General features: G+C 56.8%; 24 protein-coding genes. 8 read left to right on the top strand and 16 right to left on the bottom strand.

What is annotated here, in order from left to right; genetic code table 11:
* Positions 1 to 35: 35 nt before the first annotated feature.
* On the top strand, positions 36 to 494 hold the full coding sequence (locus tag ACR0CW_RS13050; protein ID WP_480788119.1) for an Lrp/AsnC family transcriptional regulator: 459 nt from the start codon (positions 36 to 38) through the stop codon (positions 492 to 494).
* Between the two features lie 2 nt (positions 495 to 496).
* Here ACR0CW_RS13050 and ACR0CW_RS13045 read toward each other — a convergent pair whose 3' ends face one another.
* On the bottom strand, positions 497 to 886 hold the full coding sequence (locus ACR0CW_RS13045) for a DUF3307 domain-containing protein (protein ID WP_155148899.1): 390 nt from the start codon (positions 884 to 886) through the stop codon (positions 497 to 499).
* Positions 887 to 1,057: 171 nt separating this feature from the next.
* Here ACR0CW_RS13045 and ACR0CW_RS13040 point away from each other — a divergent pair, with 171 nt between their 5' ends.
* On the top strand, positions 1,058 to 4,099 hold the full coding sequence (locus ACR0CW_RS13040; RefSeq protein ID WP_480788118.1) for an ABC transporter transmembrane domain-containing protein: 3,042 nt from the start codon (positions 1,058 to 1,060) through the stop codon (positions 4,097 to 4,099).
* 6 nt (positions 4,100 to 4,105) lie between these two features.
* Here the strand turns inward: ACR0CW_RS13040 and ACR0CW_RS13035 are convergent, their stop codons facing one another.
* The 9 genes from ACR0CW_RS13035 to ACR0CW_RS12995 form a co-directional block, all read right to left on the bottom strand.
* Positions 4,106 to 4,393 carry an ArsR/SmtB family transcription factor gene (locus ACR0CW_RS13035; protein ID WP_155149177.1) on the bottom strand — a complete coding sequence of 96 codons (288 nt, stop codon included), beginning with the start codon at positions 4,391 to 4,393 and terminating at the stop codon, positions 4,106 to 4,108.
* Between the two features lie 113 nt (positions 4,394 to 4,506).
* Positions 4,507 to 5,739, bottom strand: coding sequence for a mandelate racemase/muconate lactonizing enzyme family protein (locus ACR0CW_RS13030; protein WP_480788117.1), 1,233 nt, complete (start codon positions 5,737 to 5,739; stop codon positions 4,507 to 4,509).
* A 24-nt stretch (positions 5,740 to 5,763) separates the two neighbouring features.
* Positions 5,764 to 6,858, bottom strand: a complete 1,095-nt coding sequence (locus tag ACR0CW_RS13025; RefSeq protein ID WP_480742269.1) for a Zn-dependent alcohol dehydrogenase — start codon at positions 6,856 to 6,858, stop codon at positions 5,764 to 5,766.
* Between the two features lie 83 nt (positions 6,859 to 6,941).
* Positions 6,942 to 8,141 carry a TCR/Tet family MFS transporter gene (locus ACR0CW_RS13020; protein WP_480788116.1) on the bottom strand — a complete coding sequence of 400 codons (1,200 nt, stop codon included), beginning with the start codon at positions 8,139 to 8,141 and terminating at the stop codon, positions 6,942 to 6,944.
* 129 nt (positions 8,142 to 8,270) lie between these two features.
* Entirely contained in the window at positions 8,271 to 8,984 is a 714-nt protein-coding gene (locus ACR0CW_RS13015) for an alpha/beta fold hydrolase (protein ID WP_480788115.1), read from the bottom strand.
* Between the two features lie 12 nt (positions 8,985 to 8,996).
* The gene (pcaD, locus tag ACR0CW_RS13010) at positions 8,997 to 9,785 is read right to left on the bottom strand and encodes a 3-oxoadipate enol-lactonase (RefSeq protein WP_480788205.1); all 789 of its coding nucleotides are present in this window, start codon (positions 9,783 to 9,785) and stop codon (positions 8,997 to 8,999) included.
* 76 nt (positions 9,786 to 9,861) lie between these two features.
* Entirely contained in the window at positions 9,862 to 10,836 is a 975-nt protein-coding gene (locus tag ACR0CW_RS13005) for a threonine ammonia-lyase (protein ID WP_480788114.1), read from the bottom strand.
* On the bottom strand, positions 10,833 to 11,660 hold the full coding sequence (locus ACR0CW_RS13000) for an alpha/beta fold hydrolase (RefSeq protein WP_480788113.1): 828 nt from the start codon (positions 11,658 to 11,660) through the stop codon (positions 10,833 to 10,835). The genes ACR0CW_RS13005 and ACR0CW_RS13000 overlap by 4 nt, the downstream gene beginning before the upstream one ends.
* The gene (locus tag ACR0CW_RS12995) at positions 11,660 to 12,346 is read right to left on the bottom strand and encodes a haloacid dehalogenase type II (protein ID WP_480788112.1); all 687 of its coding nucleotides are present in this window, start codon (positions 12,344 to 12,346) and stop codon (positions 11,660 to 11,662) included. The genes ACR0CW_RS13000 and ACR0CW_RS12995 overlap by 1 nt, the downstream gene beginning before the upstream one ends.
* A gap of 125 nt (positions 12,347 to 12,471) precedes the next feature.
* Between ACR0CW_RS12995 and ACR0CW_RS12990 the strand changes: the two genes are divergently transcribed.
* Entirely contained in the window at positions 12,472 to 12,900 is a 429-nt protein-coding gene (locus ACR0CW_RS12990) for an FKBP-type peptidyl-prolyl cis-trans isomerase (RefSeq protein WP_155148912.1), read from the top strand.
* Between the two features lie 10 nt (positions 12,901 to 12,910).
* On the opposite strand, the gene ACR0CW_RS12985 is transcribed toward ACR0CW_RS12990, so the two are convergent.
* The 4 genes from ACR0CW_RS12985 to fabA are packed head-to-tail and all read right to left on the bottom strand — an operon-like array spanning position 12,911 to position 15,749.
* Positions 12,911 to 13,105 carry a hypothetical protein gene (locus ACR0CW_RS12985; protein ID WP_155148914.1) on the bottom strand — a complete coding sequence of 65 codons (195 nt, stop codon included), beginning with the start codon at positions 13,103 to 13,105 and terminating at the stop codon, positions 12,911 to 12,913.
* A 59-nt stretch (positions 13,106 to 13,164) separates the two neighbouring features.
* Entirely contained in the window at positions 13,165 to 13,956 is a 792-nt protein-coding gene (locus tag ACR0CW_RS12980; protein WP_155148916.1) for an enoyl-ACP reductase FabI, read from the bottom strand.
* Positions 13,957 to 13,961: 5 nt separating this feature from the next.
* Positions 13,962 to 15,191: a beta-ketoacyl-ACP synthase I gene (gene fabB, locus ACR0CW_RS12975; protein ID WP_155148918.1), complete on the bottom strand. Its 1,230-nt coding sequence runs from the start codon at positions 15,189 to 15,191 to the stop codon at positions 13,962 to 13,964.
* Positions 15,192 to 15,239: 48 nt separating this feature from the next.
* Positions 15,240 to 15,749 (bottom strand): bifunctional 3-hydroxydecanoyl-ACP dehydratase/trans-2-decenoyl-ACP isomerase, encoded by a 510-nt coding sequence (gene fabA / locus ACR0CW_RS12970; RefSeq protein WP_093964585.1) that lies wholly within the window; start codon positions 15,747 to 15,749, stop codon positions 15,240 to 15,242.
* A 188-nt stretch (positions 15,750 to 15,937) separates the two neighbouring features.
* Here fabA and irrA point away from each other — a divergent pair, with 188 nt between their 5' ends.
* Positions 15,938 to 16,357, top strand: coding sequence for an iron response transcriptional regulator IrrA (gene irrA / locus ACR0CW_RS12965; protein WP_155148920.1), 420 nt, complete (start codon positions 15,938 to 15,940; stop codon positions 16,355 to 16,357).
* Here the strand turns inward: irrA and ACR0CW_RS12960 are convergent, their stop codons facing one another.
* On the bottom strand, positions 16,358 to 17,254 hold the full coding sequence (locus ACR0CW_RS12960; RefSeq protein WP_170334164.1) for a LysR family transcriptional regulator: 897 nt from the start codon (positions 17,252 to 17,254) through the stop codon (positions 16,358 to 16,360).
* Between the two features lie 86 nt (positions 17,255 to 17,340).
* Here ACR0CW_RS12960 and ACR0CW_RS12955 point away from each other — a divergent pair, with 86 nt between their 5' ends.
* Positions 17,341 to 18,138: a phytanoyl-CoA dioxygenase family protein gene (locus ACR0CW_RS12955; RefSeq protein WP_480788111.1), complete on the top strand. Its 798-nt coding sequence runs from the start codon at positions 17,341 to 17,343 to the stop codon at positions 18,136 to 18,138.
* A 6-nt stretch (positions 18,139 to 18,144) separates the two neighbouring features.
* On the opposite strand, the gene ACR0CW_RS12950 is transcribed toward ACR0CW_RS12955, so the two are convergent.
* The gene (locus tag ACR0CW_RS12950; RefSeq protein ID WP_480788110.1) at positions 18,145 to 19,071 is read right to left on the bottom strand and encodes a hypothetical protein; all 927 of its coding nucleotides are present in this window, start codon (positions 19,069 to 19,071) and stop codon (positions 18,145 to 18,147) included.
* Between the two features lie 60 nt (positions 19,072 to 19,131).
* Between ACR0CW_RS12950 and miaB the strand changes: the two genes are divergently transcribed.
* The 3 genes from miaB to ACR0CW_RS12935 all read left to right on the top strand — a co-directional run bounded on the left by miaB (position 19,132) and on the right by ACR0CW_RS12935 (position 22,576).
* Entirely contained in the window at positions 19,132 to 20,451 is a 1,320-nt protein-coding gene (gene miaB, locus ACR0CW_RS12945; RefSeq protein ID WP_155148928.1) for a tRNA (N6-isopentenyl adenosine(37)-C2)-methylthiotransferase MiaB, read from the top strand.
* Between the two features lie 175 nt (positions 20,452 to 20,626).
* A complete protein-coding gene (locus ACR0CW_RS12940) occupies positions 20,627 to 21,391 on the top strand; it encodes an outer membrane protein (RefSeq protein WP_209016319.1) in 765 nt (254 codons plus the stop codon).
* A gap of 162 nt (positions 21,392 to 21,553) precedes the next feature.
* Positions 21,554 to 22,576, top strand: a complete 1,023-nt coding sequence (locus ACR0CW_RS12935; protein WP_480788109.1) for a PhoH family protein — start codon at positions 21,554 to 21,556, stop codon at positions 22,574 to 22,576.
* Positions 22,577 to 22,583 lie beyond the last annotated feature (7 nt).

Here is a 22,583-nt window from a genome sequence, read left to right as displayed (position 1 = left end):
TTTTTCCGTGATTTACGGAAGGTGTAGCCAAATCCATGATGCTAGACGAACGCGACCGTCGAATTCTAACGATGTTGCAGAAGGACAGCCGCATCTCGAATGCTGATCTGGCCGAAGCCGTTGGAATGTCGGCATCGGCATTATGGCGCCGGGTTCGCAGCCTGGAAGAGGCAGGGATCATCGAGCGCTATGGTGCTGTCGTGAACCCAACCGCGATGGGGTTGAGCTTTGAAGCTATCGTGCATGTTCACCTGACGCGGCATGACCCCGAGAAGATTGTCGAGTTCATTCGTGCCATCGAAATCAGCCGGGAAGTGCAGGACTGCTACGCGACAACAGGGCAGGCGGACTACCACCTGCGCGTATTGTGCGCTGATCTGGCCGCATACAATTCCTTCCTTGAGGATTTCCTGTTCCGCCTGCCTGCTGTTGCCAGCGCGCAGACCAATGTGGTTTTGCGACCGATTAAGCGGAACAGACCTGTCGAATTCTGAGATCAGGCCACGAATTTCACCCATGCCCAGGCCATGGCGATATAGGTCAGATTGTGCATGCACTGATCCAGCCCGGCCGCACGCCAGAACGCAGCCTGATCAGGCTGCAGCTTTTTCTTGTCTGAATAGCTGGCTTTGAAAAAGTCGATGTTGAAATGAACAATCCACTCTAGTGCGGCGATGATCAGGATGAACTGAAGTGGCGCGCCAATAACCAGAAAAACAAGAACAGACCCAACAACATGCACTGCGGCATGCTGGGCGCGTCCAACGTGAAAATATTCCCCTCGCCCAGAGAGCATCTTGGGCGTCTGCAAGTAAAAGTCGGCAAACATGTGCTTGATCTGCAATAGGCAGAGCAAAAGCAACACCGTGCCAAGAGTAGCAGGCAAAAGTACCTCCCGATATCGTCCTGGATGTAGAGACTAGGCACTAAAATCGTGTCGCGCAAATGAACTAGTTCACACAAGCTCAATAAAAGTGAAAAAATAGGAAACTATTTGCCTAGCCCGATGCCGATGCAGTAAATTCCCAGTGCTAGGTCTGGGTAAAGATCGCCATATTTGGATAACGGTTCAGTTGCAGGGGCAGGTGCCATAGAACGCACAATCTTCCGTTTCATCTGGAAATACTCAAAACGCGATCAGCTGATCCTGCTGGCCGTGACGGCGACGCTGTTTCCGCTGTTGTATCTGACGTTGGAGTTGCCAAAACGCATCATCAACGACGCGATCGGCGCGACCAGTTCGATCGTCAATGTCTGGGGCTACAGTCTTGAGCAAACCACCTTTCTGGTGATTCTGTGTTTTGCCTTTCTTGCTGCTGTTCTTGCGCATGGTCTGATGAAAATGCGGATCAACACCATGAAAGGTGTGCTGAGCGAACGTATGTTGCGCAGGTTCCGCTATCAGCTGATCAGCCGGGCTCTGCGATTCCCGCAGCCGTATTTCGAACGCGTCAGTCAGGGCGAACTGGTCTCGATGGTCACTGCCGAAAGCGAGCCGATGGGCGGCCTGATGGGGGATGCCATCAGTCAGCCGGTTCTGCAGGCCGGGCAGATGCTGACGATCCTGTCCTTTTTGTTTCTTCAAAGCGTTTGGTTCGGGCTTGCCGCAATTGCGCTGATCCCGTTGCAGGCCTGGCTGATCCCGCGCCTGCAGCGCCAGATCAATCTGCTGAACAAGAAACGCATTCAGGAAGTGCGCGTGTTGGCTGCGCAGATTGGCGAAAACGCGGCCGGAGCCTCGACGTTGCGGGCAAATGGTGGCTGGCGCTATCGGCGCGCGATGATCTCGGATCAGCTGGGCCGCCTGTTTGGCATCCGGTTCGAGATTTACCAGAAGAAGTTCTTTATGAAGTTCATAAACAACTTCATCTCGCAGCTGACGCCGTTCATGTTCTATCTGATTGGTGGCCTTCTGGTGCTGCAGGGATCGGTTTCGTTGGGCGCGCTGGTGGCGGCGCTTGCGGCCTATAAGGATCTGAGCTCACCCTGGAAAGAGCTGCTGACATACTACAACCAGACACAGGACATGTCGCTGCGCTGGGAAGTTGTCATCGAACGCTTTGCACCGGATGGCATGCTGGATGAAAAGCTGTTCGAAGGAGAGCCGACTGAGCGGCCAAGACTGAACGGCGACATCGTGCTGGATCACGTTTCGGTTCGCGACATGGACGGAAATCAGGTTCTGGATGATCTGGATCTCACATTCCCCTCGGGCAAAACGATCGGAATCGCGGCACCCAGCGAAGAAGATCGCCGTGCCTTGGCGGAAACGCTGACGCGTGAAATATTGCCAAGTTCCGGCAAGGTAATGATTGGTGGGGTAAATCTGTCTGATCTGCATCAGGGAGTTGTTGCGGCAAGGATCGGGCACGCCACCTCGCGCCCGGTGATGTTTCAGGGAACTGTGGGCGATAACGTCATGATGCCGATGCGGTTCAAGCCGCTTTCGGATCAAGCCAACGATCCAGATTTTCACGAGACATTGCGCGCTGGGAACAGCAGCGATCCTTTCCGGACCGAATGGTTGGATCCGTCACTTGCCGGGTTTGAGAACCCCAATCTGCTGCGCAACTGGTGGCTGCAGTTGATCGACGGCATGGGATCAGGCGCGACCCTGTTCCAGCGCGGCAGTGAACAGGTCTTTGACGCCGCCGAGCATCCTGAACTTGCGGCCAAGCTTGTTGAACTGCGCCCGCTGGTGCAGGAGGCCGTGCGTCGGGAGGGGTTGGAGCAACAGGCTCTGGTCTTTGACCGGGCGACATATAACCCCGCATTGCCAGTGGTCGAAAACCTGCTGTTTGCCACACCACGGGTTCCGGTCACGCAAAAGTTGCTGTCAGAGCAAACGATTTTCCTGGGTCAGTTGCGGGAACTGGGCCTGGATGAAACCCTGATCAGCCTGACGCGTGACGTGATCGAGATGTTGCGCCAGATATTTGGTCTGGATGGCACCGACCATCCGCTTTTCCGCAAGCTGGGGCTTGAGGCTTCGACCTATGAGGCCGCAGTTGAGTTGGTCGAAAAGACACGCAAAGACGGCGCCGTTGGTCTGGATGATGAACAGCTTGCCAGTATGCTGGCTGTGCCTTTTGTCATTTCGGCTGAACAGATCGGTCCTGCCTTCAGTGAAGAACTAAAAAGTCGCATTCTGGAGCTGCGACACAGCCATTCGGAAGAGTTGATGGCGCGGTTGTATGATGTGTTCGTCCCGCTGGATTCATCGGAATTCGCGCCCGGTCTGACGGTCATGGAAAACGCCCTGTTCGGCAAGGTCAGCCAGATCGGCGGCGCGCGTTCGGACGAAGCACGCAAAGTGATTGTGGATGTTCTGGCTGAAAACGGAGCCCGGTCTCTGGTGGTCGAGCTGATTTATGACGTGCCTGTCGCACTGGGTGGGCAGAACCTTCCGGCAGCGTTGGCCGAGCCGCTGGCCTTTACCCGGGCCACGATTAAGAAGCCCGACATTTTGATCCTCGAAAATGCGCTGGCCAGCTATGACATGGACACGCAGATCGCGGTGTACAAAAACCTCCGGGAACTTCTGCCTGAAACCACCGTCATCTATCTGAACGACCAGTTTGAAGAGCCGGATGTCTTCGACATGTTCGTTGAGATCCGACAGGGCCGGGTCGTTTCTGATCAGGGACCGGCAGATGTCGAGGGCGATGGCGCGGCGTCGGCAGACCTAGCGCGCAAACTACGGGCACTGGAGCAGACGCCACTCTTTTCTGGCCTGGATCGTCGGCAGCTACGCCTGCTGGCCTTTGGTGCGCGCTGGTTTGAGGCCAAAGCTGGTGAGGTTGTGTTCCTGAAAGACGACCAGCCAACCGATGGCGCATATATGATCCTTGAGGGCGAGGCGGGCTTGTATCTGCCGCAGGATTCCGACCCGGATCAGTTGATCACGCGCGTGGGCGGCGGAACGCTGGTGGGCGAGCTTGGATTGATCCGCAAAGAACCCCGCGCGCTGAGTATGGTTGCCGAAACGGATCTGGTCTGCCTGCGCATCGGTGAAGAAGAGTTCCTGGCCGTTGTCGAGAATGATGCGGCCACGGCGTTCAAACTGCTGCAGGTTGTTGCGGGATACGTCGCGAGCTAGTTCGACTTAGCCATCCGCCTTGCAGAACTGGGAATAGAGCAGCTCGATGACCTGTGCTGTGTTGCCATCACTCAGCGAGTAATAGATCGTCTTGCCTTCGCGTCGGGTTGTCACAAGGCCCTCCTCACGCAGCCGTGCCAGCATCTGACTGACTGCGGCCTGACGCAGTTCCAGCAACGCCTCCAGCTCTCCGACGGATCGTTCACCCGCACCCAGATGACACAGGATCATCAGGCGACCTTCGTGTGCAAGCGTCTTGAGAAACGCGGCGGCCTTCGCTGCGCTTTCCTTCATGTTTGCCGGTGTTTCGGGCGGCAGGTTTTGCGGTTCGATATCTTGAATTGTCACGGAAGTGCCGGTCTGGGGGTTTGGGGTTGGCGCAATATGCCCCAACCCAAGCTAATTTGTCACCCCTCTGTCGCGGGAGCACCACCCTGAAAGGCGTTGCCGTTAACATAGTCGCAGGGTTCTTCCTGCATCTGCAGGTGCAAGCCATCGCCGGAATAGGGATGCGCGCGGGCTAGTTCTTCGTCCACCTCAATTCCCAGACCCGGCGCTGTCGGCGGAGTGACGAAGCCGTTTTCAACGCGGATCGAGCCTTTGACCAACTGATCGTGGAATGGGGTCTCAATGGTTTCGAGCAGCAGCAGGTTCGGAATCGAAGCCGCCAAATGGATGTTTGCCGCCCATTCCACCGGACCCGCATAGAGGTGCGGTGCCATTTGCGCATTGAATACCTCTGCTATGGCGGCCACCTTCTTCATTTCCCATATCCCGCCTGCACGCCCCAGCGCCGGTTGCAGGATTTCCGCTGCACCTGCACGCAAGACCGCACCAAACTCGGCCTTTGTGGTCATGCGTTCGCCGGTTGCGACCGGAATGCGGACGTTGCGTGCCACACGCGCCATATCCTCGATCATGTCCGGCGGTGTCGGCTCCTCGAACCAGAGTGGAGAGTAGGGTTCCAGTGCTTGTCCAAGACGGATCGCACCCGCAGTGTTGAACTGACCATGGGTGCCGAACAGCAGGTCGGCTCTGTCACCCACGGCTTCTCGGATCGCTTTGCAGAATGCCACGGACATCGAGATGTCGGACATTGCCGGCATATGCCCGCCGCGCATGGTGTAAGGGCCTGCCGGGTCGAACTTGACGGCTGTAAAGCCGCGCCGAACCATTTCAGCGGCGCATTCCCCGGCCTGCTCGGGAGAGGTCCAGAAATCCGTCAGATTATGTTGCGGCAGCGGATAGAGGTAAGTGTAGGCGCGAATGCGTTCATTCATCTTGCCGCCGAGCAGAGCATAGACTGGGCGGTCGCGATCTTTACCCAGGATATCCCAGCACGCGATCTCCAGCCCCGAGAATGCGCCCATGACGGTTAGGTCGGGCCTTTGGGTAAAGCCACTGGAATAGGCGCGCCGGAACATCAGTTCGATGTTTTCGGGGTTTTCGCCTGCCATGTGCCGTTCGAACACGTCCCGAATGACGTGCTCCATTGCCTTTGGCCCGACAGAGGAAGCATAGCATTCCCCCCAGCCCGTGATGCCGGTATCGGTGGTGACTTTCACCAGTATCCAGTATCGGCCACCCCAGCCCGGCGGGGGTGGTGCGGTGACAATGATATCAAGGTCCTGCAGTTTCATCCGGTGTCCTCCCCCTGAATGGCGTTAGCCCCGGTCAAACAGGATCACGTTGCGCTTGGCCGATCCGGTTTTAGTGTCTTCGATCGCGTCGTTGATCTGATCCAGCGACCATCGGCCCGAAATCAGTTCATCCAGCTTCAGTCGCCCCTGTTCGTACAGGTCGATCATCCATGGGATGTCGCGCTGAATGACAACATCACCCATTTTCGAACCGATCAGACCTTGTCCGATGGCGGCTAGAATGACGGGCTCATAACTTGCCTGAGCACCGGAGTGAGGCATGCCGATCATGACCGCCTTGCCGCCGCGCCCCATATAGCGGGGGGCCTGATCATAAGCCGGTATCGCACCGACCGTGATCAAAACCGCATCAGCACCGCGCCCGCCAAGTGCCTTGTAAGACGCTTTCCAGGGTTCCTTGAGTGTTGCTAGAACGCCATGAGTGGCACCGAATTCTTTGGCAATCTCAAGCTTCTCTTCCGTCATATCGACGGCCACGATGCGCCGCGCGCCTGCTAGCCTTGCACCCTGAATGGCGTTCAGGCCGACGCCACCTGCTCCGATCACCACGACATCCTGACCCGGGCGCAAACCGGCGGCGTTGACCGCAGCGCCCACGCCGGTGATCACGCCGCAAGACAATAGGCTAGCCACATCCTTGGGCATGGTTTGCGGGATTTTGACAATTTGTCGGTGACTTACCACAACCTTTTCAGCAAACGCACCACAGGCCATCGCCTGTTCAAGCGGGCCACCATCGGCGGTGCGCAGCGGTCCTTTGACGGTATCGTAAGGTGTTTCGCAAATGGTCGGCTTACCGCTGGCGCACGAGGGGCAAGACCCGCAGGCGCGGATCAGTGTCACAACAACTGAATCCCCAACCTGAAAATCCCCTGCCGCATCTCCGACAGCGGTGATGATCCCTGCCGCTTCGTGCCCGTAAACGGCTGGCAGGAAACCGCCCCACGCGCCGCTGGCATAGGTGATGTCCGAGTGGCAGATGGCTACCGCGTCCAGAGTAACCTCGACCTCGCCCATTCCGGGCGGGGCGATTTGGATTTCCTCAATCACCAGTGGTTCATTAAAGGCGCGGCATACGGCGGCTTTGATGGTTTGCATGGCTTCCCCAAAATTTGCTTTGGGTCACGGTGGCGCGTCGAGCATCAAGCTGCAAGGCGGAAACCGCCATAGATGTGTCGTTGTTACACCTCGGCGGGGCGAGAGCGCAGAAAAAGGACAAATCCGACCAGCATCAAGCCCAGGGCCAGCAGGAACGGTGCCCCGGGGAGGTATATTGGCGCGCTTTCCTTTGCGAATTGCGCGAACACACTGGTCATAACCAGCGGGGACAGGATCATGGACAGCGCATGCAGGGCTGCAAGAACCCCCTGTAACTCGCCTTGCTGAGAATCAGGCGTTGCACGGGACATCATGGCCTGTAGTGCCGGTGTCACGACTGCTCCCAATGCCGTTATCGGGATCAACATCAACGCGATTTTGCCGCTGGTCAAAAACGCCAGCAGCGCAAAGCTGATGATTTCAAAACCCATACCGGCGAATATCGTTACCCTCTCACCGAGATACCGTGTTGCGGGTCGGATCAGACCACCCTGAACTGCCGCCATGCCGATTCCGTAAATTCCCAGCGAGAATCCGATGATCTGTGGGGACCAGCCAAAACGTTCGACTGTGAAATAGGACCAGATTGCCGGATAGACGTAGATCGAGACCGAATAGAGGAAGTATACCCACAGCATCGGTCGAATGCCTGGCAGCGCAGCGATGGCCTTTAAAGAACCGGCTGGATTGGCACGGCGCCAGTTGAAGGCACGCCGGGTTTTGTCCGTCACGGTTTCCGGCATCACGAGGCAGCCCGCGATAAACCCGAGTGCAGATAATCCGGCAGCAGCCCAAAAGGGCGCGCGCGTTCCAAATTCGCTCAACAGCCCGCCAAGCAGGGGGCCGAGAACAAAGCCTACTCCAAATGCTGCACCAAGCAGACCAAAGTTTGCTGCTTTCTCATGTGGCTTGGAGACATCTGCCATGAACGCTGCTGCGGTCGAATGTGTGGCGGCAGTTATCCCACCGACAATACGACCGATCAGCAGCAGCCAGATCGATCCCGCAATTGCCATCACTACGTAATCCAACGCCATCACGAACAGCGAGACCAACAGAACCGTCCTGCGTCCGTATGCGTCTGACAGGTTTCCAAGAACCGGGCCGAACAGGAATTGCATGGTGGCAAAAGCCGTGCTCAGCACGCCGCCCCAGATCGCGGCATTAGCCAGCGATCCGCCCTGAACCTCGACAATCAGCTCGGGCATGATCGGCAGGACAAGTCCGATGCCCATCGCGTCGATCATCACGGTGCAGAGTACAAACAGAAAAGGCAGGCGCATGGGAACCGGGTTCAAGTATCTTTGGGCGGACCCTAGCCCCGGTCGCATCTGGTTAAAAGAGATGCTTTTGGGCAAATCACCTCTGGTTCACCTGACGTTCCGTAAGTCGCGGAGTGTGGTGACCTGAACTTAGAATTTCCGGGTGATCTGATGGATCATTCCCGCCAGCGTCCGGGGGTGAGAAAAGAACGGAGAATGCGACCCATCTATGTTCAAACGCATGTCGGGAGATGCGCAATGGCTCATTTGTTCTTCGTATTCGGTCGGAATGGTGTGGTCATCCAATGCGCGGATATAGCCTTTTGGCACTGAGGCAAAATTCTCGCTGAGCTGTAGCGGCGTATCCTGAGGCAGGATCGCCTGAGGGCACAATCTGGGCAGTGCGTAAGACGTCACTTCGGGCGGGCAATCATGGTAGAAAAGATCATGCACGCGATCCGGCAGAACCGTATAGGACAGTCCATCTGCGGACTTTTCAACCGCGCCTTCGGTCAGCTGTCGTGGTGCGCGTTTGCGCATTTCAATCATCGAAACACCGGATTGCGGGACGTAGGCACAGACATAGATCAATGCGTGCATTGAGCCGGGTGAGGCCTCTGCAGCAGCGCTAATCGGATAGCCGCCCCATGAATGACCGACGACGATGGTTTCCGGGTTGGATGCTTTCAGAACCGCATCCCGGCAACTGTCCAATGTAACTTCAGCGATTGGGGTTGGGTCCGAACCATGACTGGGCAGATCAATCGCACGTGCGGTGTGACCGAGCGCCGTCAGTTCGGGTAGCAGATCGCGCCAGCACCAGGCGCCATGACAGGAACCATGAACCAATAAGAAATCGGCCAAAGAAACTCTCCTTCAAATATGCCCAATATCGACTAAAAATTCCTTGAGTATCTCGGCGTACCTGATCGGCTGCTCAACACAGGGCAGATGCCCGGCTTTGCGCATCAATTCAAATCTTGAGCCGGGGATCAGGTCGATGGTCTCACGAACCAGATCAGGGGGCGTTGATCCGTCATCGCTTCCCGCGATGCCAAGCGTGGGCAGGCGTAAACCGCTGGTGGGGGTGTAGAAATCTGTGCCTGAAATTGCTGAACAGCAACCCAGGTACCCGTCCAGCGGCTGGCGCACCATCATGTTGCGCCAGAGCTCCATCTCTGGCGTTTCGCGGAAGGTTTTGGTGAACCAGCGTTCCATTGTGGCATCGGCAATCGCCTCGATGCCGCTTGTACGGATCGCATCAATGCGATCCTGCCAGATCGATGGGGTCGCAATTTTTGCGGCGGTGTTCGACAGCACCAGCGCCCGGACCTGATCCATACGTTTGACGGCCAGACCCTGCGCGATCATGCCGCCGATGGACAGGCCGACAAAGACGCAATCTCTGACTTGCAAGTGATCCAGCAGGTTCTCGGTATCGCGAACCAAAGCGCCCATCGAGTAAGGCGCGGGCGGCTGCGAGGACAGACCATGGCCCCGCTTGTCATAGCGGATAATTTGAAGGCCTGCGGGCAGCAGCGGCAGGATCGGATCCCATAGGCGCATGTCTGTGCCCAGTGAATTCGCGAACACAATGGGTGCGCCATCGGGATCGCCATCGATCCGATAATGCAGTTTTACGTCCCCGAGATCGGCGATGTTCATAAATCGGCCCTTGTCTGCGCTTTTTCCGGTCGGAATGTGTGGTGCCTGTCCAGATTGCATCGGTTTCCGTCCGTTGTCAGGTCAGGAATTCCAACGCTTTAGCAAAAATTTGCGGATCAACATTTCCACCCGAGGCAACAACAATCACCGCATCCCCCTCGATCTGATCCTTGCGGAACAGGGCCGAGGCCAGCGAGACGGCCCCGCCGGGTTCCAGCACGATTTTCAGGCGCAGGAATGCCAGCGCCATCGCATGCAGCGCTTCCTGCTCGGAAACGGCAAGGCCCGGCCCACAGAGACGGTTCAGGATCGGGAAGGTGATCTGCCCGGGCTGAGGCGTCAGGATCGCATCGCAGATATTGCCGGACGTGGCGTTGTTGTTCTGAATGCTGCCTGACGCAAGCGAGCGTTTGACGTCGTCAAAACCTTCGGGTTCGCAGGGGCGGGGTCGCAGGCCGGGGGCGTGTTTTTCCAACGCCAGCGCGATCCCGGACGTCAGGCCTCCGCCACCGCAGCACACCAGAACATCGGCTTCTGTCACGCCCAGTTCCTGCGACTGGCGGGCGATCTCAAGCCCGGTTGTGCCTTGACCGGCTATGACCTGCGGTTCGTCATAAGGGCGGATCAGGGTCAGCCCGCGCTCGGCAGCCAGTGCTTCGCCAATTTCTTCCCGGCTTTCATTGGCGCGGTCATAGAGGACAACTTCGCCCCCCAGCGCACGGGTATTGTCGATCTTCAGCTGAGGCGCGTCCGACGGCATGATGATCACAGACGCTATCTCGTGTTTTGAGGCCGCCATTGCGACACCCTGAGCGTGATTGCCTGATGAATAAGCGATAACGCCACGCTGACGGGCAGAATCATCAAGGGCTGAAATCGCAGACCACGCACCACGGAATTTGAAGCTGCCTGTATGCTGCAGGCATTCCGGTTTGATCAGTATTTTTCGACCGGCAATCTCATCCAGAAACGGGGAGGTCAGGATCGGCGTCTCCCGAACATGCCCTTTCAGTCGCTCGGCGGCGGCCTCGATCATCTCAATATTGCTCATGCGGCGTCCAATACTTTGCGAATGAGTTCAAGTGACTGTGGTTCATCCAGAAACGGGACGTGACCCCGATCCGGTATTTCAGCTGAAACAAGGTTGGGATGGCGTATGTGCATTGCTGCCAGTGTTGCGGCGCCCAGTACATCGGAGTTTGCCCCGCGGATCACACCAGTTGGTATGCTGCGCAGTGCGTCAAAAAGGTCCCACAGATCCGGCGGCGCACCCGCAGCAGCCTGTTCGATCAGCGCAGTTCGCAAAGCGGGATCATAGCGCAGAGCCAGGCCATCTGTGGTTTCGCGATACTGTGCTTCGGCATGCTTGCGCCAGACAGTCAGCGGAACGCCGGGAAACTGGGGTTCTAGCACTTGTTTCAGAATTTGTGCCGCCTCGTCATAGGTCTTTGAGACGGGTGGTTTGCCAACATATTCCATGATCCGCGCAATCCCGGTGGGCTCGATCACCGGACCAACGTCGTTCAGGATCACGCCAGACAATCGCTCAGGGTGGCTGACGGCAAGCGCCATCGCGATCAGGCCGCCGCGTGAAGTGCCGATGACCAATGCCTTATCCAGTCCCAGGTGATCAAGCAATTCGATTGCGTCCTGGGATTCACGAATGATGTTGTAGTTCATGTAGTCGGGGTCGTAATCCGACTGACCGCGCCCCCGATAATCCATGGTGATCATGCGCAGATCTTTCACATGTGGTGCCAGCGATGCGAAATCCTGCGTGTTGCGCGTCAGCCCGGCCAGGCAGAGAACCGACGTGCCATTGCCGGTATCCTCGAAATAGAGGCGCCTGCCGTCAGACGCAGTGAAAAATGCCATCAAAGCCCAGCCAGTTTCGGGATCGTCGTCAGGTCGGACAGTACATGTGCAGGCGTCCAAGGCAAGCGGTCCATTGGCTCACCGGTACGATTGACCCAGGCGGTCACAAAACCATACCCGCTGGCCCCTGCAGCGTCCCATCCGTTTGAGCTGACGAACAGCACTTCATCCCGGGTGCATCCAAATCGGTCCTGCACCAGATCATAAACCTTTGCATGGGGTTTGAAGACGCCGACACTCTCAACCGACAGGATATCGTCCAACACATCCCCAATCCCGGCAGACTGTACGGCCCCGTCCAGCATTGGCGGTGAACCATTCGACAGAATAGCCGTCTGCATACCACCCGCTTTCAGTGCCTTTAGCATTTCAGGAACTTCGGGATAGGCTTGCAACTCCCAATACAGATCCAATAGCCGCTGGCGCAGGGTCGCGTCGCCCTGCAGGCCCGTCGCCTCAAGCGCCCAGTCCAGACCATCCTGCGTCACGTCCCAGAAATCGGTATGCGCATCGGCAACGGCCCTGAGCCAGGTATATTGCAACTGCTTCAAACGCCAGTGATTGGCCAGTTCCGGCCATTTTTTCTGCAGGGCCTCAAACCCTGGCTCTCCTGCGGCCTGACGTGCAGCCGCTGCAACATCGAACAACGTGCCATAGGCATCAAAAACGCAAGTCGTGATTGCCATCTGCTTCTCCCCTGATCCGGCGCAGGTTGGCACAAGAGTTGAAGGGGTAAAAGAGCCAAGGGTTTACATTGTCGTGTTAGCCCCTAGGCTTGGCCGTTCCTTTCCTTATGAGGCCGGAGGCCAATATGACCGCAATCAAACAGGGCGACACGGTTCGCATCCATTACACCGGAACTTTGCTGGACGGTAACGTCTTTGACAGTTCCGAAGGACGCGATCCGTTGGAATTTGCGGTCGGATCCGGGCAGATCATTCCGGGGCTGGATGCTGCGATTCCGGGAATGGAAGTTGGCGAGAAGAAGCGAGTCGAAATCCCGTGCACCGAGGCATATGGCCCGATCAACCCGGCTATGCGGCAGGATATCCCGCGCGAGGGTATCCCGGATGATATCCCGCTTGAGCCCGGTACGCAGCTGCAGATGCAAACACCAGATGGGCAGGCCCTGCCGGTGACTGTGGTCGAGGCCAACGAGGCGACCGTTACGCTGGACGCAAATCACCCGTTGGCGGGACAGGATCTGATTTTTGATATCGAGATCGTTTCGGTTAACTGATCAGTCTGACCTATAGGCCAGGTAACTGGTTCAGAAACGGCCCAACCGCGTCACGCACCTGCGGTTGGGTGTAGAAGACGAACAGAATCAGCAGTGTGGAGAGGGTCAGCAGCATGATACGCGCGCGGTTGCTGCGCATCCCCGACTTGCGCCGGGATTGAGCTGCACGCGCGTTGCTTGCGATAATCTGGTCAAGTTTGTTCATAATGCCATCCCTGCCGCTGAAAGATGGTTAAATCTTGGCGGCGACAGGGAAAGATATGGTCACATAGAATCGGGCTGAGGCATGCCCAAAACGTGGAAGCCGCCATCGACGCGAATGATTTCGCCCGAGGTGCAGGCACCAGCGTCCGAAGTCAGATAAACGGCGGTGCCACCGACGGCTTCGAGCGTTGCGTTTGAGCGCATCGGAGCGTTCTGATCGCAGAACTTGTAGGTCTTGCGTGCGCCACCGATCGCAGCACCGGCCAATGTCTTCATCGGGCCGGGCGAGATCGCGTTTACGCGGATACCTTCGGGGCCAAGATCGTTGGCCAGATAACGGGTTGCCGATTCCAGTGCCGCTTTGGCGACGCCCATGACGTTGTAGTTCGGGACAACCCGGTTTGACCCCTGATAGGTCAGGGTCAGCAGCGTGCCGCCATTTTCCTTCATCATCGGATAGGCGCGGCGGGCCACTTCGATGAACGAATAAGCCGAAACATCCATGGAATGTTTGAAGTTGGCACGTGTGGTGTTCAGGAACCGTCCGGTTAGTTCGGACTTGTCCGAATAGGCGATGGCGTGCACGACAAAGTCGATGGTTGGCCAGCGCTCGGCCAGTTCACCAAATGCGCGGTCCAGAGATTCGTCGTCAGTGACATCCGCATCAACCATGAAGTCGCTGCCAAGGCTTTGGGCCAGCGGTTCCAGCCGCTTGCCGAATGCCTCGCCCTGATAGGTGAATGCCAGTTCCGCGCCGGCCTCGTGCATGGCCTTGGCGATGCCCCATGCAATTGAGCGGTCATTGGCCACGCCCATGATCAGGCCGCGTTTACCCTTTAGAAGATCCGACATCATTTTCACCCGTTATACTTTGACAGAACCATGGATCCGTTCGTGCCGCCAAAGCCGAAGCTGTTGGTCATGACACTGTCCAAGCCTGCGTTTTCAACTACTTGAGTTGCAATTTCACCGGGCAGGATGCCTTCGGCAAGTGTGTCGACGTTGATCGACGGAGTAATAAAATCGTTGTCCAGCATGAGCAGGCAGAAGATCGCCTCAAGCGCGCCCGCCGCGCCCTGTGCGTGCCCTGTCATTGATTTTGTTGAAGAAATCGGAGGGACATTACCTTCGCCAAAGATGCGGCGAACAGCTTCGACCTCACCCACGTCCCCGACTGGTGTCGAAGTGCCGTGTGCGTTGATGTAGCCAACCTTGCGTCCTTCGGGAACGGTTGAGAGCGCCAGACGCATCGCGCGTTCGCCACCTTCACCGGACGGGGCCACCATGTCATGGCCATCCGAAGTGGCGGCATAGCCGGTGACTTCGGCATAGATTTTTGCGCCGCGTGCCAACGCGTGATCCAGATCTTCCAGAACGACGATGCCGCCGCCGCCAGAGATGACAAAGCCATCGCGGTTCTGGTCGAACGCGCGGGACGCCTTATCAGGAGTGTCGTTGTATTTCGAAGACATCGCGCCCATGGCGTCGAACAGGCAGGACAGTGTCCAGTCCAGCTCCTCACCGCCGCCCGCGAACATGACGTCCTGTTTGCCCAGCATGATCTGCTCGGCGGCGTTGCCGATGCAATGCAGCGAAGTCGAGCAGGCCGATGTGATCGAGTAGTTGATACCCTTGATCTTGAACGCGGTCGCCAGGTTGGCGGAAATGGTCGAGCACATGCATTTCGGCACGGCAAAGGGGCCGATGCGCTTGGTTGCGCCGTTTTTCAGAACCGTCTGGTGCGCGGTCAGCATTGCGCTCGTCGAAGGTCCACCCGAACCGGCGACTAGCCCGGTGCGCGGGTTCACAACCTGATCTTCGGTCAAACCAGCGTCAGCAATCGCCTGGCTCATGGCGATATGGGCATAGGCTGCACCGGGGCCCATGAAACGCAAGGTGCGCTTGTCCACATGTTCCGTGACGTCGATCTTGAGCGAGCCGGCGATCTGGCTGCGGAAGCCATGTTCAACCATCTGCTCATTGGCCTCGATGCCGGATTTACCTGCTTTGAGCGAGGCGAGGACCTCTTCGGCATTGTTCCCGATGGAGGAGACGACCCCCAGACCGGTGACGACGACGCGACGCATAAGCGTACTCCTGTGTTCCGTTCCCTGTTGCTTGTCCGTCAGTTGGGGTCAGCTCTCGGACAATGCAACCTTCATGTCTTTGACCTGATAGATCACTTCACCATCGGCTTCGACCCGACCATCCGCCACACCCATGGTCAGGCGGCGTGTCTGCACGGCCTTTGTGAAATCTACATAATAGGTCAGCATCTTGCGGTCAGGGCGCACCATTCCGGTCAGTTTGACCTCGCCTACACCCAGTGCGTACCCACGCCCCTGCCAGCCGCGCCAACCCAGGTTAAAGCCTGTCAGCTGCCACAAGCCATCCAGACCAAGGCATCCGGGCATGATCGGGTTGCCGGGGAAGTGGCAGTCAAAGAACCACAGGTCAGGTGTGATGTCGAACTCGGCCACAACATGGCCTTTGCCATGCGCGCCGCCATCACCCGAGATATCGGTGATCCGGTCCATCATCAGCATCGGCGGGGCAGGCAATTGTGCGTTGCCGGGGCCGAATAATTCGCCACGGGCGCATTTCAGCAGATCGTCCTTGTCAAAGCTGCTCGGGAATTGGGCCATTCTGCCGCCTCTCCTGCCAGGGGTCCGTTTATTCAATCTGGCCTCGTCTAGCACCCGTATGCAAGGTCCTGCAAGAGCAGCGGACAACATCGTGTCGCACGTAGTGCATTCTTTGCGAATGAATTTCATTTGAAATTCCCATCAGACCGCACTTATATATATGGTCAGCAAAAACGGGTATCGGATTCATGACGCCTCAGAGCCGGAACATCGCTACAAATTGGTTGGTTGATGCAGGATTGCGTCCCACACGTCAGAGGGTTGCCCTGGCGGAGTTGCTGGTTGGCGACGGACGTCATCGCCATGTAACCGCAGAAAGCCTGTTCGAGTCGGCCAAGAAAAACGGCGACGCGGTATCGCTGGCGACTGTTTACAATACACTGCGCGCTTTCTGTGACGCCGGAGTGTTGCAGGAAATCACCGTTGATGGATCAAAAAGCTATTTTGATACCAACACTCATGATCACCCGCATTTCTTCTGGGAAGACGAAAGCCGCCTGAGCGATGCACCGTCTGATCAACTGGTCATCCAGCGTTTGCCCGAAGCGCCCGAAGGGGTCGAGATTGCCTCGGTTGATGTGGTGATCCGCCTGCGCAAAAAGCCGTAACTACTCAGTTCGCAAACATTCGATAAGCGACCGCTCGGCTGCTGCAATAAGCGAGTCGGTGGGCCCGGTGCCGTGGCGGGCCAGAACGACGGCTTCGGTCGCATCTGGGTCGGCAATGGGCAGGCTGACCAAGGGCATGTGATCATAACTGAACTCACTATCCGGGCTGGCATAGCTGATGCCGATCCCTTCGCCGTGAGCGGCCAGACTGCGTTGAATTTCAAGCGATTCTGCCCGGTGAGAAACGGTGGGGTTGAGGCCGCGGCTCCGGAACAGCCCAAGTACGTGCTGGGCGGACAATCCTTCTTTGGACAGGATCAGCGGATATGCTTCGAGTTCTGTGAGCGATGTCTGGTGGGACGCTGCCAGAGGATGATCTGGTGCCACAAGTGCGCGCGGACCGCTACTGAACAGTCTTTGACGTGTAAAACCGGCATCCATTCCCAGATCATATGTGACCGCCAAATCAAACTGACCGTCGGTGAGGCCCGTAATCAGGCCTTCGAAACTCTCGACGCCATGGGTCACCACAACATCAGGGAGCGTGTCCCGAAGTGTGTGGAGGGCTTTGGCCAACAGAAATGGCGCCAGATCCACGAAACATCCAAGTCGCAATCTGCTGGCACCTGTCACAGGTTGCTTCGAATCCTCCAGCAACGCGGCGCTGTTCAACAGGGCTTCGGCCTCTTCAATAAATTTTCGTCCCTGTGGTGTCAGCGCCATCGCCGCCCCACGCCTGCGTGAGAACAATGGATACCCTAGATGTGATTCGACACGGGTGAGCGCATTGGACAGCGCAGGTTGTGACACGTTCAGGTGTTGCGCCGCTGAAGACAGGCTGCCGTGGCGGCCAATGGCGCAAACATATTCGTATTGCCGCAGTGAGATATATAACATGAAGTTAATAGTTAGTTTGGAAGATATGATTTGAACAGTGGTCACAAACATGCGCAGATCGGGTCGAGCTATCCAAGGAGACCATCATGATCCACCCCCTTGTTTCCCAAGAGATGATCGACACCTACCAGACAGACGGCGTTGTCTTGGTCAAAGGCCTGTTCGCTGATCATGTTGAAGCATTGCGTGACGGCGTCGCCGCCAACATGGCCGAGCCCGGGCCTTATGCATCTGAAAACAAGAAAGAGGGTGAGACCGGTCGTTTCTTTGATGATTACTGCAACTGGTCGCGAATTCCGCAATTCAAAGAGGTCATTGAAACCTCGCCGGCTGCCGAAGTGGCTGCAGACCTGATGAAGTCGCAGTCCGTCCAGATGTTCCATGACCATGTGCTGGTCAAGGAACCCGGGACGTCGATGGCCACGCCGTGGCATCAGGACGGCCCTTACTACTTTGTCGAAGGGCAGCAAACGATCAGCTTCTGGTCTCCGCTTGATGCTGTAAGAAAGGCCACCCTGCGTTGCGTCGCGGGCTCACATCGCTGGGAGAAGGAAGTTCTGCCGACGCGGTGGGTGTCTGAGGAAGGGTTCTTTGCTGATGAAGGTCAGTACATTCCTGTTCCGGATCCTGACGCCGAAGGTATGAAAGTCGTGGAGTTCGAGATGGAACCCGGCGATGCGGTAGCCTTCAACTACAAGACATTGCATGGCGCGCGCGGCAATCAGTCTGACAGCCGACGCAGAGCGTTCTCGCTGCGACTTGTTGGTGATGATGCGCGATACGTGGAACGTCCGGGCCGTACATCGCCCCCATATCCGGGCCATGACATGCAGCCGGGCCAGCGTCTGCGCGAAGACTGGTTCCCGATTTTGTTGCAGCGCTGAGGCTGCTCAGAACCACTGGCCGGGTTCGATCAGACCCAAATCCATCAGCTGGCGCGAATTCCACTGGAACGGAACGGAATTGCGCCAGCGGAAACTAGGGATATCAAAGGTCGATCCCGCATTGCTTTTCAGCGCCTTGGCTGCGCGGAACGAGCAAATCGCTGCGGTCAGGTTATGGTGCCAGGGGCAGGAATAGGTGTTGTATTCCGGTTCATTGAACGTGTGATCCGGTAGCAGGGTGAGGCCCTTCTTTGCCTTGAACAATGCGATCCGATCGATGCGGCGCCGCTCATAAGGAATGTGATCCTCGAACCGCCAGCGCAGGCCGCCTGACATGTCCAGCTGGCGCTCCATCGGTTGCCCTGTCGCATCATGCCGGGTGTGGGCATAGTAGCCGGTGCCGTCCAGCATCGCGTGATCGACATCCACACCGTTGGGGTGCGTCGTGAGGTCGTCAGCATAAAGATCGATGACGTGGCTGAGCATCGCATTGCGGCGTTCTTCGGTGTGAAAGGCCAGCATCTCGCCGATGCTGCGTGTCTCGCAGAAGGGAAAGTAGAGATACTCGGCGTTATAGCAGTAGTACATCCAGACACCGGGAGCGGCCTGAATGATCTGGTTGATGATCTCGAAGACGACTGATCTGGGCGCGCAAGTCAGTGTGACCCGGTGAATTTGCTCTGTCACTTCCTCGGACAGTTTGAAATCCAAAGGCATGAAGGTGATCACTGATTTGAAACCGAGATCGATGTGATGTCGTAGCGAATTGTCCAGTTCTACGTCGTCCTCGACAAACACCAGTGCGATTGGCCCCTTGGCCAAGGCGCTTTGGCCGGTTTTCAGAAAGTGATCGAGGGATTCGTACTGCATCGCTTGTATTGTGTTTGGACCTTGCTGGAATTTCTGGCCAAATTCGGGTAATTGCGCCAGCATTGCAAGCGGCGTTCGAAGGGTATAGACGACGCCGACCCAGCGAATGCAAAGGCCCGTTCCATGTCCGAACCGAAAAAGCTGTTTATCAAGACCTATGGCTGTCAGATGAATGTCTATGACAGCGAGCGTATGGCCGAAGCGCTGGGCGGTCAGGGTTATGTCGAGACCAAAAGTCCTGACGACGCGGACATGATCCTGCTGAACACCTGCCATATTCGCGAAAAAGCTGCCGAGAAAATCTATTCTGAGCTGGGGCGCTTTAAGGGGCTGAAAGCTGAAAATCCTGATCTGAAGATCGGTGTCGCTGGCTGTGTTGCGCAGGCAGAAGGCCAGGAAATCATGCGCCGTCAGCCGATGGTTGATCTGGTTGTCGGACCGCAAAGCTATCACCGCCTGCCCGAGATGGAAGCGAAGACGCGCGCGGGTGAAAAGGCACTGGATACGGACTTTCCCGAAGAGGACAAGTTCGAGAAACTCAAGGGCCGCCCCAAGGCCAAGCGCGGCCCCACCGCATTTCTGACGGTTCAGGAAGGTTGCGACAAGTTCTGCGCATTCTGTGTGGTGCCCTATACCCGTGGTGCCGAAGTCAGCCGTCCGGCGGACCGTATCCTGCGCGAAGCAAATGAACTGGTTGAACGTGGCGTGCGGGAAATCACGCTGCTGGGGCAGAATGTGAACGCCTATCACGGCGCAGGTCCAAACGGGGATATGACCCTTGCCGGACTGATCTGGGAACTGAACAAAGTTGATGGGCTCGAGCGCATCCGCTTTACCACTTCGCATCCCAATGACATGGCCGATGATCTGATTGAGGCGCACGCGACCTGCGATAAGCTCATGCCTTACCTGCATCTGCCGGTGCAGTCGGGATCAGACAAGATTCTGAAGCGCATGAACCGCAGCCACACCGCCGAAAGCTATCTGCGATTGATTGAGCGCATTCGCGAAGCGCGTCCGGATATCCTGATGTCAGGTGATTTCATTGTCGGCTTCCCGGAGGAAACCGAAGAAGACTTTCAGGCGACCTTGGATCTCGTGGAAGAGGTCAGATACGGTTATGCCTATTCTTTCAAGTACTCTACCCGCCCGGGAACGCCTGCGGCAGAACGGCCACAGGTGGACCAAGAAGCGGCAGATGACCGTCTGCAGCGGCTTCAGGCAATGATTACGCGCCACCAGCGTGAGATTCAGGATTCCATGGTTGGCAAGAAAGTCAGTGTTCTGTTTGAAAAGCCGGGCCGCTTACCTGGCCAGATGGTCGGGAAATCCGAATATCTTCATGCGGTTCACGTCTCGGGCGGGGAAATTGCCAAGGGCGAGTTGAGGGATGTCATGATCACGGCATCCGGTGCCAATTCCCTTGCTGGAGAGCTGCTGTAAGCTTGTAGTTATTCTCGCTTTAGACACCATACATGGTGTTTGTTTCCAATTTTTACCCTTGATTTGTTGCTTGGAACCATGTTCCGAGAATAGTTAACTTTTTTCCGGGGCGGCGTCAGCGCACAATGCGGGCGGGCCGTCGTGACCGGGTGTTTGTTTGTGATGGAGGGTACGAGTGGCAATCTTTGCGAAGGCTTTGAGGCCGAAGGGCAAGCAAGTTTTGTTCGGGGCGGCCTTGACCGTCTCGTTTGCTGGCGCGACGGTTGCCGGTGATTTGACAACTCCTGTCTCGGATCCGGTGGTTGTTGGCCCTGAACGATATTCTGATGATGTCAGTGCGTTTTATCTTGGGCTGAATGCGGGTTACGGATTTGGTGGAACTGACCGGTTCGGGTTGAGAACCGGCGGCGGTACCTTCGATATCGGAAACCTCAAGCCTTCCGGGGCCTACGGTGGCATTCGCGGAGGATGGCGCGGTGTCGTACCAGCAACGGGCGGTCGCGACTATGTCTACGGTTTTGAGCTTGGATATGATTTTGGCTCATTGGAAGATACGGTTTCAAGACAAATCGGCACTACGACGGTCACGGGCGGGTCCGAGATATCTGATGTGCTGTCGCTCAAATTTCGGAATGGCCTGACAAACAAGAGTGGAAGCGTTTTGTACTTCGTGTCATTTGGTCTGGTGCAGGGTGAGGTCGCGACGACCAACAGTACCACCAGCGGTGGGACAACCCGGGCCTTTGAGGAAAAAGGGCGCCGCAACGGATTGTCTGCCAGTATTGGAGCCGAACACCAGCTGAATGACAACTGGTCGATCACCGGTGAGTACGAGTATGTCCAGTTCGAGTCGAAAGATGTGGTTTTCGGTTCGGGATTCTCAACCAAGTCTACACCAAAATACAGCGGCCTGCGGGTTGGTCTGAACTACAAGTTTTAGTCCACCACGAGGTTCTTCGACCTTAAATCGCCTTGTTCCAAGGCGGATTTTCGCGTGCCATTGGCGGTTTTATCATAAGGTGTAAATTTTTAGAAACTGCGGCTTGCGCCGACCCGGTTTTGTTGTCACGCTTGAGGTGAAACGCCAAGACAGGAGAACGGATTGGCCATCGGTGCCCTTACCCCACCGCAAGATGAGATGCCCCAACGCGAGGCGCTTGTAGAATTTCCTGACAATCGGTTGCTGATAGATCTGTGCGGCGAGTATGACCGCAATCTGACTGATATTGAGCAGAAGCTTTCGGTTCAGATCGTGAGACGTGGCAATCAGCTTGTCATCATGGGCGAAGAGGATGCCCAGAAACAGGCTATTGAGGTGTTGCAGGCGCTTTACACACGGCTGGAAGGGGGTCGCGACGTTGAGGCCGCCGATGTCGACCGGGAATTGCGGATGGGCAATTCCGAGGTTGGAACAGGTTCGCGTGATGGTGACCAGCTTGAGATGTTCAAGGGCGGCACAGTCGAGATCAAGACCCGCAAAAAGCTGGTTGAGCCGCGTACGGACGCTCAAAAGGCTTATGTTCAGTCTCTGTTCAACAATGAACTGGCCTTTGGCATTGGACCAGCGGGCACCGGTAAGACCTATCTGGCAGTCGCTGTTGGTGTGTCGATGTTCATCGGGGGTCATGTTGACCGGATCATCCTCAGCCGTCCGGCGGTCGAGGCCGGAGAAAAGCTGGGCTATCTTCCGGGTGACATGAAGGACAAAGTCGATCCGTATATGCAGCCGTTGTACGATGCACTGAACGATTTCCTGCCGGGCAAACAGCTTGCCAAGCTGATCGAAGAGAAGCGAATCGAAATCGCGCCGCTGGCCTTCATGCGGGGACGGACGCTGGCAAATGCCTTTGTCGTGCTGGACGAAGCGCAGAACGCTACCACGATGCAAATGAAGATGTTCCTGACCCGTCTGGGCGAGGGGAGTCGGATGGTCATTACAGGCGACCGGTCTCAGGTGGATCTGCCTCGTGGGGTTCAATCCGGCCTGGCCGATGCCGAGAGGTTGCTTAAAACGATCCCGAATATCAGCTTCAACTATTTCACCTCCAAGGATGTGGTGCGTCATCCGCTTGTCGCTGCGATCATCGAGGCGTATGAGGCCGATGCGGTCCGCGAAACAGGTTAGAATGCCG

Source organism: Ruegeria sp. CH6 (assembly GCF_056537005.1).
Note: the sequence above shows the minus strand (reverse complement) of the source record. Positions and strands in the feature narration are given on the sequence as shown.

Coding starts and splice junctions, on each gene's coding strand:
- ACR0CW_RS12950 (WP_480788110.1), bottom strand. CDS start 19,071: ATGCTGGCGCAATTACCCGAATTTGGCCAGAAATTCCAGCAAGGTCCA.
- ACR0CW_RS12980 (WP_155148916.1), bottom strand. CDS start 13,956: ATGTCGGATCTTCTAAAGGGTAAACGCGGCCTGATCATGGGCGTGGCC.
- ACR0CW_RS13035 (WP_155149177.1), bottom strand. CDS start 4,393: ATGAAGGAAAGCGCAGCGAAGGCCGCCGCGTTTCTCAAGACGCTTGCA.
- ACR0CW_RS13005 (WP_480788114.1), bottom strand. CDS start 10,836: ATGAGCAATATTGAGATGATCGAGGCCGCCGCCGAGCGACTGAAAGGG.
- ACR0CW_RS12995 (WP_480788112.1), bottom strand. CDS start 12,346: ATGGCAATCACGACTTGCGTTTTTGATGCCTATGGCACGTTGTTCGAT.
- ACR0CW_RS12955 (WP_480788111.1), top strand. CDS start 17,341: ATGATCCACCCCCTTGTTTCCCAAGAGATGATCGACACCTACCAGACA.
- ACR0CW_RS12960 (WP_170334164.1), bottom strand. CDS start 17,254: ATGTTATATATCTCACTGCGGCAATACGAATATGTTTGCGCCATTGGC.
- ACR0CW_RS13020 (WP_480788116.1), bottom strand. CDS start 8,141: ATGCGCCTGCCTTTTCTGTTTGTACTCTGCACCGTGATGATCGACGCG.
- fabB (WP_155148918.1), bottom strand. CDS start 15,191: ATGCGTCGCGTCGTCGTCACCGGTCTGGGGGTCGTCTCCTCCATCGGG.
- irrA (WP_155148920.1), top strand. CDS start 15,938: ATGACGCCTCAGAGCCGGAACATCGCTACAAATTGGTTGGTTGATGCA.
- ACR0CW_RS13030 (WP_480788117.1), bottom strand. CDS start 5,739: ATGAAACTGCAGGACCTTGATATCATTGTCACCGCACCACCCCCGCCG.
- miaB (WP_155148928.1), top strand. CDS start 19,132: ATGTCCGAACCGAAAAAGCTGTTTATCAAGACCTATGGCTGTCAGATG.
- ACR0CW_RS13025 (WP_480742269.1), bottom strand. CDS start 6,858: ATGCAAACCATCAAAGCCGCCGTATGCCGCGCCTTTAATGAACCACTG.
- ACR0CW_RS12985 (WP_155148914.1), bottom strand. CDS start 13,105: ATGAACAAACTTGACCAGATTATCGCAAGCAACGCGCGTGCAGCTCAA.
- fabA (WP_093964585.1), bottom strand. CDS start 15,749: ATGGCCCAATTCCCGAGCAGCTTTGACAAGGACGATCTGCTGAAATGC.
- ACR0CW_RS13000 (WP_480788113.1), bottom strand. CDS start 11,660: ATGGCATTTTTCACTGCGTCTGACGGCAGGCGCCTCTATTTCGAGGAT.
- ACR0CW_RS12990 (WP_155148912.1), top strand. CDS start 12,472: ATGACCGCAATCAAACAGGGCGACACGGTTCGCATCCATTACACCGGA.
- ACR0CW_RS13050 (WP_480788119.1), top strand. CDS start 36: ATGATGCTAGACGAACGCGACCGTCGAATTCTAACGATGTTGCAGAAG.
- pcaD (WP_480788205.1), bottom strand. CDS start 9,785: ATGAACATCGCCGATCTCGGGGACGTAAAACTGCATTATCGGATCGAT.